At 43.2% G+C, this 12,283-nt stretch carries 13 protein-coding genes; 3 read left to right on the top strand and 10 right to left on the bottom strand.

Annotation, left to right across the window (positions count from 1 at the left end):
- Window positions 1-3 precede the first annotated feature (3 nt).
- The 3 genes from ABMY45_RS00650 (at window position 4) to ttcA (ending at window position 2,928) form a co-directional block, all read left to right on the top strand.
- Window positions 4-738, top strand: coding sequence for an ATP-binding cassette domain-containing protein (locus ABMY45_RS00650; RefSeq protein ID WP_095729531.1), 735 nt, complete (start codon window positions 4-6; stop codon window positions 736-738).
- The gene (locus ABMY45_RS00645) at window positions 735-1,871 is read left to right on the top strand and encodes an ABC transporter permease (RefSeq protein ID WP_010605018.1); all 1,137 of its coding nucleotides are present in this window, start codon (window positions 735-737) and stop codon (window positions 1,869-1,871) included. The genes ABMY45_RS00650 and ABMY45_RS00645 overlap by 4 nt, the downstream gene beginning before the upstream one ends.
- 163 nt (window positions 1,872-2,034) lie before the next feature.
- Window positions 2,035-2,928: a tRNA 2-thiocytidine(32) synthetase TtcA gene (gene ttcA / locus ABMY45_RS00640; RefSeq protein ID WP_010373971.1), complete on the top strand. Its 894-nt coding sequence runs from the start codon at window positions 2,035-2,037 to the stop codon at window positions 2,926-2,928.
- 175 nt (window positions 2,929-3,103) lie between these two features.
- Here ttcA and uspE read toward each other — a convergent pair whose 3' ends face one another.
- The 10 genes from uspE to ccoN all read right to left on the bottom strand — a co-directional run bounded on the left by uspE (window position 3,104) and on the right by ccoN (window position 12,199).
- Window positions 3,104-4,027, bottom strand: coding sequence for a universal stress protein UspE (gene uspE / locus ABMY45_RS00635; RefSeq protein WP_010605017.1), 924 nt, complete (start codon window positions 4,025-4,027; stop codon window positions 3,104-3,106).
- Window positions 4,028-4,144: 117 nt separating this feature from the next.
- Window positions 4,145-4,879, bottom strand: a complete 735-nt coding sequence (locus ABMY45_RS00630) for an FNR family transcription factor (protein ID WP_010373979.1) — start codon at window positions 4,877-4,879, stop codon at window positions 4,145-4,147.
- 184 nt (window positions 4,880-5,063) lie between these two features.
- On the bottom strand, window positions 5,064-5,735 hold the full coding sequence (locus ABMY45_RS00625) for a sulfite exporter TauE/SafE family protein (RefSeq protein WP_174168727.1): 672 nt from the start codon (window positions 5,733-5,735) through the stop codon (window positions 5,064-5,066).
- Between the two features lies 1 nt (window position 5,736).
- Window positions 5,737-5,937, bottom strand: a complete 201-nt coding sequence (ccoS, locus tag ABMY45_RS00620; RefSeq protein WP_102056971.1) for a cbb3-type cytochrome oxidase assembly protein CcoS — start codon at window positions 5,935-5,937, stop codon at window positions 5,737-5,739.
- Entirely contained in the window at window positions 5,934-8,309 is a 2,376-nt protein-coding gene (locus ABMY45_RS00615) for a heavy metal translocating P-type ATPase (RefSeq protein WP_174168728.1), read from the bottom strand. The genes ccoS and ABMY45_RS00615 overlap by 4 nt, the downstream gene beginning before the upstream one ends.
- Window positions 8,310-8,315: 6 nt before the next feature.
- Window positions 8,316-8,807 carry a FixH family protein gene (locus tag ABMY45_RS00610; RefSeq protein WP_010605013.1) on the bottom strand — a complete coding sequence of 164 codons (492 nt, stop codon included), beginning with the start codon at window positions 8,805-8,807 and terminating at the stop codon, window positions 8,316-8,318.
- Between the two features lie 118 nt (window positions 8,808-8,925).
- Window positions 8,926-9,891: a cytochrome-c oxidase, cbb3-type subunit III gene (gene ccoP, locus ABMY45_RS00605; RefSeq protein WP_206470960.1), complete on the bottom strand. Its 966-nt coding sequence runs from the start codon at window positions 9,889-9,891 to the stop codon at window positions 8,926-8,928.
- Window positions 9,888-10,073 (bottom strand): cbb3-type cytochrome c oxidase subunit 3, encoded by a 186-nt coding sequence (locus ABMY45_RS00600; protein ID WP_010373992.1) that lies wholly within the window; start codon window positions 10,071-10,073, stop codon window positions 9,888-9,890. The genes ccoP and ABMY45_RS00600 overlap by 4 nt, the downstream gene beginning before the upstream one ends.
- A 5-nt stretch (window positions 10,074-10,078) precedes the next feature.
- The gene (gene ccoO, locus ABMY45_RS00595; protein ID WP_010373994.1) at window positions 10,079-10,753 is read right to left on the bottom strand and encodes a cytochrome-c oxidase, cbb3-type subunit II; all 675 of its coding nucleotides are present in this window, start codon (window positions 10,751-10,753) and stop codon (window positions 10,079-10,081) included.
- 12 nt (window positions 10,754-10,765) lie between these two features.
- Window positions 10,766-12,199, bottom strand: a complete 1,434-nt coding sequence (gene ccoN, locus ABMY45_RS00590; protein ID WP_010373997.1) for a cytochrome-c oxidase, cbb3-type subunit I — start codon at window positions 12,197-12,199, stop codon at window positions 10,766-10,768.
- Window positions 12,200-12,283: the final 84 nt, after the last annotated feature.

Here is a 12,283-nt window from a genome sequence, read left to right as displayed (position 1 = left end):
CTCATGATCCAAGTAGATAACTTACATAAAAAGATTGGTGAAGTGAACGCGCTAGACGGGCTGTCATTTACCGCTCGTGATGGTCAAATTACGGGACTATTGGGACCCAACGGAGCTGGTAAAACGACTTGCTTACGGACCGTATTTGGCCTGCTTCAAGCTGATCAAGGTATGGCGTCTATCGATAGTATTGATGTTGCCAAAGAGCCAACCAGGGCAAAACAACAATTAGGATTGTTCCCAGACCCATGTGGGCTCTACGAGCGCATGACGCCGCGTGAATATACCCAATTTTACGCTGAACTAAGTGGCATGGACGCAAAATCGGCCGCTACAGCGACGCAAGAAGTATTAGAAAAGCTACAAATGTTGGATATCGCGGATAGACGCTGTAAAGGCTTTTCACAAGGCCAAAGAATGAAAACGGCGTTGGCACAGGCAATCGTGCATAAACCAACGAATATTGTACTTGATGAGCCAACACGTGGTTTAGATGTAATGAGTACCAGAGTGTTACGGGATTTGTTGATGATGCTTAAGGCGCAAGGTCACTGTGTCTTATTTTCTAGCCACGTGATGCAAGAAGTTGCAGCACTTTGTGATCATGTGGTGGTCATGGCGAAAGGCAAAGTGGTCGCGGAAGGTTCTCCAGAGGCCCTATGTGAACAAACAGGTAAAGCGTCGCTTGAGGAAGCTTTCATTACCCTGATAGGTACAGATGAAGGAATTGCAGCATGATGAAATTAATCTCAGTTTTATTTAAAAAAGAAGTGTTAGACGCAAGCCGCGACAAACGTTCAGTGATGGCTGGCCTTTACTATTGTATCGGTGCACCTATTCTAATGTGTGTATTGTTTACCGTCATGTTTAAGCAAATGGCTTCGCCTGAAGCACTCAAAATCACCATTAATAACGCAGAAAATGCGCCAAACTTAGTGCAATTTTTAGCGAGTAAAGAAATTGAACATGGTGAAGGCGAAGAAGTTAAAGCTATTACCTTGGAGATCAGCGAAGATTACCAAGAAAATATGATGCAAGGTAAGAGTGCGACGGTATTTATCATTGCTGATAAATCGGAGCAAAAGTTACGTTCATCAATTAACCGACTAGAGCGTAACCTCATGTTATACAACAGCGAAGTTGCTTCCTTGCGATTAGTCGCGCGTGGTATCGATCCGACTATTGCACGTGCGATTGATGTCCAAACTCATGACCAAGCGACACCGACCTCTAAAGGAGGCTTCGTATTAGGTATTGCAACATTATCTATTATTATTTCGCTATTTTATGCGGCGATGGGTATGGCGATTGACAGTAGTGCAGGGGAGCGTGAACGTAACTCATTACAGCTATTACTTAGCCATCCGATCAGCACCATGCATATTGTGTTAGCTAAAGTGGGGGCAATCGCAGGTTTTTCTATCATTGCTTTAGTGTTAACCACCATAGTATCTAAGTTTGCTTATAATATGGTGCCATGGGAAATGATGGGCTTTACAGTGGTCATTGGTCCTAAATTTATTATTTCAGCAATTATAATTGGCCTGCCTATTGCATTAATGTCTGCCAGTTTATTGATATTTATCTCTTTCTTAGCTAAATCATTTAAAGAAGCGCAATCTTATGTGGCGATGGCGCTGTTCATTCCGGTAATGATGAGTATGGCAACGACCTATGATATTGCCACTGACATTATGCAGTGGATGCCGATCGCAGCGCAGCAAAATGCAATGATTGAAATCATTAAAGGCAACGCGATACCGGTACCACAACTATTATTGTCGAGCGCGGTCACACTGGGGTTGTTTGCTATTTTCACCTACCTAAGCAGTCGTATGCTAAAAAGTGAAAAGGTAGTGTTCGGCCTTTAATTTATTTGTTCCCAACTATGGCGCCCAAAGCGGCGCCATTTTTGTATTTTACCTCATCTTAATTTCACGTATAATCGGCGCCCCATAATTGATGTAGTAATGTACTAGCGCGATAACGCGCACAGTACGCAGTTGAGTAAGTATGAATACGGCACCTAACACCATGACAGAGCAAGATAATCGCAAAGAAGTTTTAGAGTTTAATAAGCTGCAAAAGCGTCTGCGCCGTAATGTCGGCAACGCCATCAAAGATTACAATATGATCGAAGAAGGCGATGTGGTGATGGCTTGTATCAGCGGTGGTAAGGATTCATTCGCCATGCTGGATATTTTACTTAGCCTAAAAAAAGCGGCACCAATTCACTTTGATGTGGTCGCGGTCAATCTGGATCAAAAGCAGCCTGGGTTCCCAGAGCATATTTTGCCTGAGTACTTCGAAACGTTAGACATTCCTTATTATATCATTGATAAAGATACCTACTCAGTCGTAAAAGAAAAAGTACCAGAGGGCAAAACGACTTGTGGCCTTTGTTCACGCTTGCGCCGTGGTACTTTGTATTCATTTGCTGAAAAGATTGGCGCGACAAAAATCGCACTGGGTCATCACTTAGATGATATTGTTGAAACGCTGTTTTTAAACATGTTCTACGGCGCGAGAATGAAAGCGATGCCACCCAAACTACGTTCTGATGATGGTCGTAATGTGGTGATCCGCCCACTCACTTATGCACGTGAAAAAGATCTTATTCAATACGCTGAACACAAGGATTTTCCTATTATTCCGTGCAACCTATGTGGTTCGCAAGAAAACCTGCAACGTCAAAATATTAAATCTATGTTGGTTGAGTGGGACAAGAAGACGCCTGGTCGAGTAGAGAATATTTTCAAATCAATTCAGAATGTTAGTCCAAGCCAACTGGCTGACACTGAACTCTTTGATTTCGAAAGTTTGCCTCTAGATAGAGACGGTGAGCGAGAAGCTTATGATTTTAACGAAGCGGTGGTTTCCTCGACAAACATTGATGAATCATTGTTCATTGATGTAACCAATATTTAATTCTCAATAGTGATTTACCCAGACTAGCCTAAATAGTCTTATACTTCTTAACTATTTTACTTTTTGGCTTGCACAGCTCAAGTAAACGGAATGTGTGGCTGTGTATTTGCCGCACATTCCAATCTAAACTTGGGATCACCTCTTTTTCTAGCAGCTGTTATCCCGAGTCTACGCATTAGTCTTCTAATGGGGATTTATAGCCATCAGGCTTTAGTGCTAAGACATCACAATCTAAGCTATCAATCACATGTTCAGCAGTATTGCCAACCAGCGCTGCACTCAGTCCAGTGCGACCGACAGTTCCAATGACCACTAACTCAGCGTCTTTTTCTTTAGCAACGTAGGGAATAACGTCCTCTGGTAGCCCTTCTTTGATGATGCAATCGCTTTTATCTATTGAATAAGTTTCTGCGAGTGCAAATGTTTCGTCTTCATGGTGTTTTTTTACGGCTTCATTGTATTGCGATGGGTTAAACTCGGGAATTTCAATGGCAATATTAACAGGCGTTGCTGGATAGGTGTTTACCAGGCTCAATTTGGCATTGGCTAATTCACATAAAAACTGAGCATCCGTAATGATACGTTTATTGAGTTCTTGATGTTGCTCGTTATCGCTGACAGAGTTTACCGCTGCAATAATGTTGCCTTGATCTGGCCAAGCGTGATCTTTAACCAGTAATAGAGGTGCAGGGCATTTGCGAATTAAATGCCAATCGGTTGGGGTGAAGATCACTGATTTCAGGGTGTCGTGTTGATGCGTAGATTTAATGACCAAATCATAATCATGCGCAAGCACGGTTTTGATGATCGCTTCGTAGGGGCGATTGTGCCACAACACTTTAGTTTGGATACTCACATCAGAAAAGTCCTTAACCATATCGGCAAGCCATGCTTCTCTGTCTTTGATCACCGCTTCACGCATTGCTTCACGCTCGTCTTTAGACAACATCGTGGTCATTTCATAGGAGAAGTCATAAATAGACATAAATGCAGTGATGGCTGCACCGGTACGTTTGGCAAGATTGATAGAGCGTTCTAAGCTATTTTGGCGCTCTTTAGTTGGATCAATTACGGTGAGTATACTTTTGATTTTATCCACGACTATCTCCTTAAAACGGTATACAAATAAGGTCAGAAGCTTTTCACCTCTGACCTTATTGAGTGTAACCGATCCTATCTAAGGATAAAGTCTTAACGATAAATAGTTTGTTCTAAATCAAGATGCAATCGCGGCTGTTTCAGCTAGGGCTGCAGCATCAATAATGGTGATGAACTTGCCTTCGACCTTTATTGTTCCAGCTTTTTGGAAGCGGCTGAGTAAACGACTAATGGTTTCTACAGTAAGACCCAAGTAGTTACCAATTTCACCGCGCGTCATCGTAAAGCGGAATTCTTTACGAGAAAAACCACGCTCGCCAAAGCGATTTGAAAGGTTATAGATAAAAGTTGCTAAGCGTTCTTCAGCAGTCTTTTTATTCAGTAATAACAACATTTCTTGGTCGTAATTGATTTCACTGCTCATTAATCGCATGATCTGTTGGCGCAGTTTTGGCAGCTTACCAGCTAACTCATCAAGGGTGTCAAAAGGGATTTCGCATACCATAGAGGTTTCTAAAGCTTGTGCGAAGCTTTGGTGCTGCATTTTATTAATGGCATCAAAACCCACAAGATCGCCCGCAAGGTGAAATCCTGTGATCTGCTCATCACCTTGTTCAGACAGTGTGTAGCTTTTAAATGAGCCGGAACGAACGGCAAAGATAGCATTTAATGGCGCACCTGACTCGAAAAGAAAATCTCCTTTATGAAGCGGCTTTTTACGTTCAATGATCTCATCTAGCTTGTCCATTTCACTGCCATTGAGCGAAAATGGGAGACAAAGTTGACTGATACTGCAATTATTGCAGCTGATTGTGCATTGGCTCTTTGAGCGGTTTTGATTACTTAAGTCCATAAAATTTCCATAAGTCTATGACGCACGTGAAGGCAACCTAGTACAAAGCATAACGGCTTTGGTACTACAGATCGCCACAAACTCATATGACACGCAAAAGAAAATTTGGTTATCAATTGGAGCTCCTAATCTCAAAGCGCTAACCAATAATCTTAAATGATGAGTTTGCTTAGATAAGGATAGGTTAATGTACTAACTTATCAGTTGCAATAATAATTAAATAAACACCATACCAAATCAATAAATTACCCATAATAATACGTGTAACTAAATGATTTATAAACTTTTGTAGCAGCTGAGCCGATTGTCCTATTACAATCATTGCAGGCATTGTGCCGACACCAAAGGCGAGCATAATGAGTGCGCCTTCAGTTGCTGATCTCGCTTGTAATGTCCATGTTAAAGCCGAATAAACTAGGCCACAGGGTAGCCAGCCCCATAAGGCGCCGTAGCAAAATGCTTTGGTTTTTGTGTTGACCGGGACTAAGTAGCGATTGAGCTTAACAATATGTTGCCAAATTAAGCTTTTAGCAAACGACTCTAGCCATTTTAAGGTACTGGCTAAGCGCATTACGTAGATAGCGACAAGCACCATAAAAATACCACTCATCAATTGTAATATAATGGCGAGAGATGTGTTTTGCTTGGCGAGACTTGCCCCGAGTAGGGCAACAAGGCTGCCAGCAAGCGCATAGCTGGAGATACGTCCGATATTATACAACAGGGTAACAACCACCGCAGAAAGTTGCTTGCTCGCCAGTTGTAGCGAGCTGGCAATACCGCCACACATCACCAAGCAGTGGCCACTTCCCGCAAGCCCCATCACAAATGCACTCAGCAAGCTTATCTCATTCATGCTAGTTGTCGTTATTACTTTTGTCATTTGATGGTTTTACGGACTTATCACCCGTTTGCGCTTTATCATCATCGAATAAGATGCTGTGGCCCTGTTTATTCAAATCTGAAAATTGTTCGCTTTTTACTGCCCAAAAGAAAATACCAATAGCAATAATGACGAATAAAATGGCGATAGGTATTAATACGTAGATGATACTCATAGCTTTAATAACCTTAATGAATTACCGATCACGATGATCGAGCTGGCTGACATGCCAATAACTGCTATCCAAGGTGGAATAAGGCCAAGTGCAGCGAGTGGCAAAATGGAGCCGTTATACAAAAGTGATATGGTTAAGTTTTGCTTTACTATTCTGCGCGTTTGTTTCGCTACTTGCTGAAGGGCTAGAATGGCATTCAAATCGCTATTTAACAACACCACATCAGCGGTATTTTTTGAGATATCAGCGCCGGTATCCATCGCAACTGACAAGTGAGCGCTATTGAATACTGGGCTATCGTTGATGCCATCACCTACCATAGCGACAATCTCGCCTTGTTTGGACCAAGCCTCAACGGCTTGTTGCTTAATCTCTGGTGTGCAAGCGCTTTGGTAGCTATCTAATGCTAACTGCTGCGATAACTCTTTACCCGCATTGGAGCTATCCCCAGTTAGCATATGGCATGTAAGGCCCGCTTGTTGTAACTGTTCAACAACTGTTTCTGCATTGCTTTTTACTTTGTCATTGAAGTAAAAGTCAGCGACTGCGTTGTTATCAATGAACAAGGTTGCTTGAGCAAATGACGCGTGGTTATCAAACCAATGGCTTTTCCCAAGGGCAATAGTGATTCCTTGCCAGTGACCACGGATACCTGAACCAGCCACAACTTCAACATCTTGGACTAGGTTTTCGGTTGGGGTGATATGTGCAAATGCGCGAGCGATAGGGTGTTCAGAAAACCGCTCTAACGCTGCTGCAAAATCCAAGACTTGTTGCTCGTTATAGTCAGTTTGTAGCAATTCGATATGTTTGATTGAGAAACGGCCTTCGGTCAGTGTGCCTGTTTTGTCAAAGGCAACACGCGTTAATTTGGTTGCCGTTTCTAATACATGGGCCTCTTTAATCAAGATCCCTTTCTTTGTAAGTGACGCCACGGCGCAAGTCAGCGCGGTGGGTATAGCTAGGCTCAATGCACAAGGACAGGTTGCTACTAGCACCGAAATCGTGATCCAAAAAGCCTTATCTGGTGAAATGGGATACCAGCCGATGGCGGTAATTGAGGCAAAAACTAATAGACAGGCAACAAACCACTGCGCGACTTTATCGGTGATTTCCACCAACTTAGGGCGTTTGGTAAGTGCGTTATGTTGCAGTCGAATAATTTGGTTGAGCAAGGTATTTTGCCCAATTTTATTGATCTCTAACGTAATTATACCGTCGTGATTCACGGTTCCAGCATACACTTGATGGCCTTGATATTTCTTAACTGGCAAATGTTCGCCTGTCATCATCGACTCATCAACTGTGGTATGGCCTTTGATCACTAAGCCATCCGCAGGGATAGTTTCTCCAGCCTTAACTAATATCAGATCGTTCAGTTTTAGCTTTTTGGCGGCAATATGTTGCTCATTGTTATTCTCATCAACCTTTCTGGCGGTCAATGGCAGCAGCTTTTGCAGGTTTGCAGTAAACTCACTGGCTTTTAATCTGGCCCTGAACTCAAGGTATTTACCTAACAACAGCAAGAAGGTAAACATACAGATGGATTCAAAATAGACTTCGCCGACTTCCATAAAAGTCGCGTAAGTACTGGCGCCGTAAGCTCCGAATATAGCAAGTGAAACAGGGAGATCCATATTCAGTTGTTTAGCTTTCAGCCCTTTAACCGCATTCGTTAAAAATGGCATCGCTGAATACAGAATAACAGGAGAGGCAAGCACGAGACTTATCCAACGAAAGTACTGTTCAAAGTTCTCTTCCATGCCTGAAAACATGCCAAAGTACATGGCAAATGCAAACATCATCACTTGCATAGTCATGAGGCCAGCAACGCCTAAACGACGGATGTATGCTTTCGCTACGGCTTGTTTCTGTGCAGCTTCTTCATCGGCTTGAAATGGGTAGGCCTTATAGCCGATTTCCATCAAAGATTTAATGATATCGCTAAGCTTAACGTGTTTATCTTGCCATACAATCATGGCGCGGTGAGTGGAGGTGTTAACATCAACACGAACGATACCACCGAGCGCCAGCAGTTGCTTTTCGATAAGCCAAGCACAAGCGGCGCAGCTTATTCCTTCAACACTGAGCAGTACCTCTTTATGTTCTCCGCTAATTTCGACGAAGTCCTCTTGGATCTCGTCGTTATCATAGCTGAGTAGCATTTTGAGTTGTTCAGGTACAAGCTCTTCAACTTTACCTGCACTTTCTGTGCGGTAAGTATAGTAGTCACTCATACCTTGAGAAATAATGGTTTCGGCAACGGCCTGGCAGCCAATACAGCAAACCGGTTGTGCGCTACCCTCAAAGGTAACCGAGCCTACAAACCCTTTAGGAATAGGCTCCAAACAATGAAAACACGAATTTGCCATGGCAGCTTACTTATACTGTGGAGTGACCGCGATAATACCATCATGTGGCAGTTGGATTTTTTCTTTCATTTTCCAACTGTTGTCCATAGGCTCTATAAATACCGTGAATACACCGCTATGTGGTTCATCAAATAAGCCAGTAAACTCGCCGCTGGCGTTTTTAGTCAGCGTGACTGCAAAATCGTATTTCTCAATAGTGCGGTGGTAAAACGAAAGCTTTAATGCATGAACTTTAGAAGCGTCGCCCTTGGTAAATTTAAAGGTGACTTTTTGCTCTGCTACTTGCAGGTCACCATGTAAATAGAGCGCTTTTGCTTTATCAAACTTACTCAGCTCTAGATTGATTGCTTTACCTTTTTTGTAGTAGTCATCAACGACCATATCAGGACCATTACCGACTGCAAACGTGATGAGAAAAACACAGGCAACGACAGTAACGAGTGGGAAAAAAATTAAAAACCAAGGCCAAAAATTCTTATACCAAGGGGTAGGGTTCATAGTTGCTCACATGGCTATAAAACTTGCTCGTATTCTATCGTAAGTTGCGGTAAATACCTAAAAAAAAGCCTCCAAATGGAGGCTTTTTTGATCTCAAATAATGTTCTAAAAGCTAAGCTTATTGGTCTTGTGACAAGCTATAAACATACGCTGTTAGAAGGTGTACTTTATCTTCACCTAAGATATCTTTCCATGCTGGCATAACACCCGCACGACCGTGGCGAAGTGTGTCTTCAACTGCGCGTTGAGAACCACCGTATAGCCAGATATTATCGGTTAAGTTTGGTGCACCGAACGGCAGGTTATGTGCAACAGAACCTTTACCATCCATACCATGACAAGCTGCACACATTGCAAACTTAGCTTTACCTGCTTCAGCATCTTTTTGGTTAACAGTACGTCCAGAAAGGCTTAGTACATAAGCAGTCATTTCTTTTACGCCTTGATCACCAAGTGCATCTTGCCAAGCTGGCATCGCTGCAACACGACCGTTAAGCAGTGTTTCTTTGATCTTGTCAGGCGTGCCACCATATAACCAGTCTTTATCAGTTAGGTTAGGGAAGCCTGCGCCACCACGAGCATCAGAGCCATGACACTGAGCACAGTTTTGCGAGAATAAACGTTGACCGATTTCAAGTGCTTCTTCATTCTTTGCAAGCGCAAGTACGTCTTGCTTTGCAAATTCTTGGAAGATAGGGCCAAAACGGTCTTGTGCTGCTTCAACTTCTTTATCAAGTTGTACCCACTGGCCATTTTCATTTGCTTCAGCGACTGCTTTCTTAGACTCTGCCAAGGTAGTAATACCTTGGTTAGAGCTCGTCCAGTTTAAGAAACCTTTAAAGTTACCAAGACCTGGGTAAGCAGCAAGATAATATACTGACCAAACAAAAGTCGCGAAGAACATGTAAGTCCACCACTTTGGTAGTGGATTATTTAATTCCTCAATTCCGTCGAACTCGTGACCACAGCTTTCGCCTTCTTTGACACCTGTGTAGTTTTTCAGGTTCCAAATTAGCAGGCCGAAAATCAGAGCTAGACACGCTAGGGTTAGTACAATAACCCAAATACTCCAAAAGCTAGTCATTTTTCAGACTCCTTTTCCTCGTTAGAGATAGTGTTGTTATGTTTTTTCTCATCTTCAAAAATGGCATTAGCAGCGTCGTCGAAACGGCGCTTAGAGCGCTTGCTATATGCCCACACAACAATCACTATAAACAGTACCAAAATTACCAGAGTCAAAATGCCTCTGTATGTGCCGTAATCCATAACAATTACTTCAAATGTGTGCCAAGTTGTTGTAAGTAAGCGATAAGTGCTTGCATTTCTGTCGCACCTTCACCACCGTTCATCGCGTGGATTTCATCCACTTGCGCTTGTAGTTCAGCATCATCACCGTAGCCTTTGCCATTGTAGCGGTCTGACGACTTATCAATACCAAATGCATCACGGAACACTTGTAATTTTTTCAGAGTATAAGTGGTATCTACTTTAGTGCTATCAAGCCAAGGGTAGCCTGGCATGTTTGACTCAGGTACCACCGAGCGAGGATCCATTAAGTGCGCATAGTGCCAGTCGTCAGAATAACGCTGACCAACACGTGCCAAATCTGGACCTGTACGTTTAGAGCCCCACTGGAATGGGTGATCCCATACTGACTCACCGGCTACAGAGTAGTGACCGTAGCGCTCAACTTCATCACGGAATGGACGAACCATCTGTGAGTGACAGTTGTAACAACCTTCACGTACGAAGATGTCACGACCTTCCATTTCAAGCGCGGTAAGCGGGCGTAAGCCTTCTACTGGCTGAGTGGTATCTTTTTGGAACATTAGTGGAGTAATTTCAACTAGTGCACCGAAGCTAATCGCGAATACCGTTAGGATAGCCATCAGGCCAACGTTCTTTTCAACGATTTCGTGTTTGTTTGTTGAGTTATTGTTGCTCATACTCAATACCCCTTAAGCCACTTGCGGGTTTGCATCAGTGGCAAGTTGACCACTTTTTGCAGTAACCGTACGGAATACGTTGTAAGCCATTACCAGCATACCAACTACGATGAATACACCGCCTAGGAATCGCATGATATAGAAAGGCTTAGAAGCTTCTAGTGACTGAACAAAGCTGTACATTAATGTACCGTCAGCATTTACTGCGCGCCACATTAGGCCTTGCATAACACCAGAGATCCACATTGCAACGATATAAAGCACAACACCAACAGTGTGTAGCCAGAAATGCGTGTTAACTAGCTTGATGCTGTACATGTTACCGTGACCAAATAGGGCAGGGATTAGGTGGTAAATTGCACCGATAGAAATCATCGCAACCCAACCTAGTGCACCAGAGTGTACGTGACCTACTGTCCAGTCTGTGTAATGTGAAAGCGCATTTACAGACTTAATAGCCATCATTGGGCCTTCGAACGTAGACATACCGTAAAACGATAGAGACACAACTAAGAAACGCAGTACTGGGTCAGTACGTAGTTTGTGCCAAGCGCCAGACAGCGTCATGATACCGTTGATCATACCGCCCCAAGAAGGAACGAATAGGATAACTGACATCACCATACCTAGAGACTGTGTCCAGTCAGGTAGTGCGGTGTAGTGAAGGTGGTGAGGACCTGCCCAAATATATAGAGAAACAAGAGCCCAGAAGTGAACAACCGATAGACGGTAAGAGTACACTGGACGACCTGCTTGTTTTGGTACGAAGTAGTACATCATACCTAAGAAACCAGCGGTAAGTAGGAAGCCTACTGCGTTGTGACCATACCACCACTGAACCATCGCATCTACTGCACCTGCGTAGATTGAATAAGATTTAGTAAGTGATACAGGGATAGCCATACTGTTTACAATGTGAAGCACTGCAACAGTGATAATGAAACCAGCGTAGAACCAGTTTGCTACATAGATGTGTGACACTTTACGCTTGATAAGAGTACCAAAGAATACTACAGCATAAGTAACCCATACTACCGCGATTGCGATATCAATCGGCCACTCTAGTTCAGCGTATTCTTTTGAAGAAGTAATGCCCAGAGGAAGCGTGATAGCCGCAGATACGATAATGGCTTGCCAACCCCAGAAGGTAAATGCGGCAAGTTTGTCAGAGAACAGGCGCGTTTGACACGTGCGCTGAACAACATAGTAAGAGGTTGCAAATAGTGCACTTGTACCAAATGCAAAGATTACTGCGTTCGTGTGTAACGGACGAAGTCTAGAGTAAGTTAACCATGGAATGTCGAAGTTTAACGCAGGCCACGCAAGTTGCGCTGCGATAAATACACCTACACCCATGCCAACAATGCCCCAAATCACTGTCATGATAGCGAATTGGCGTACAACTTTATAATTGTACTCAGTTTGTGATGCTACTGTTTGGCTCATTTTCTGGATTCCGCTGCAATTTATTGCGATTAGAAATGAATTACCTGAATTACAGGCCCTAGTTATATTTCTTCAAGCCCGTCA

The sequence above is a fragment of the Pseudoalteromonas sp. XMcav11-Q genome (assembly GCF_040104525.1).
Taxonomy (GTDB): domain Bacteria; phylum Pseudomonadota; class Gammaproteobacteria; order Enterobacterales; family Alteromonadaceae; genus Pseudoalteromonas.
This window is presented reverse-complemented; position numbering and strand designations above follow the sequence as displayed.

Coding starts and splice junctions, on each gene's coding strand:
- ABMY45_RS00650 (WP_095729531.1), top strand. CDS start 4: ATGATCCAAGTAGATAACTTACATAAAAAGATTGGTGAAGTGAACGCG.
- ABMY45_RS00645 (WP_010605018.1), top strand. CDS start 735: ATGATGAAATTAATCTCAGTTTTATTTAAAAAAGAAGTGTTAGACGCA.
- ttcA (WP_010373971.1), top strand. CDS start 2,035: ATGACAGAGCAAGATAATCGCAAAGAAGTTTTAGAGTTTAATAAGCTG.
- ABMY45_RS00630 (WP_010373979.1), bottom strand. CDS start 4,879: ATGGACTTAAGTAATCAAAACCGCTCAAAGAGCCAATGCACAATCAGC.
- ABMY45_RS00625 (WP_174168727.1), bottom strand. CDS start 5,735: ATGAATGAGATAAGCTTGCTGAGTGCATTTGTGATGGGGCTTGCGGGA.
- ccoS (WP_102056971.1), bottom strand. CDS start 5,937: ATGAGTATCATCTACGTATTAATACCTATCGCCATTTTATTCGTCATT.
- ABMY45_RS00615 (WP_174168728.1), bottom strand. CDS start 8,309: ATGGCAAATTCGTGTTTTCATTGTTTGGAGCCTATTCCTAAAGGGTTT.
- ABMY45_RS00610 (WP_010605013.1), bottom strand. CDS start 8,807: ATGAACCCTACCCCTTGGTATAAGAATTTTTGGCCTTGGTTTTTAATT.
- ccoP (WP_206470960.1), bottom strand. CDS start 9,891: ATGACTAGCTTTTGGAGTATTTGGGTTATTGTACTAACCCTAGCGTGT.
- ABMY45_RS00600 (WP_010373992.1), bottom strand. CDS start 10,073: ATGGATTACGGCACATACAGAGGCATTTTGACTCTGGTAATTTTGGTA.
- ccoO (WP_010373994.1), bottom strand. CDS start 10,753: ATGAGCAACAATAACTCAACAAACAAACACGAAATCGTTGAAAAGAAC.
- ccoN (WP_010373997.1), bottom strand. CDS start 12,199: ATGAGCCAAACAGTAGCATCACAAACTGAGTACAATTATAAAGTTGTA.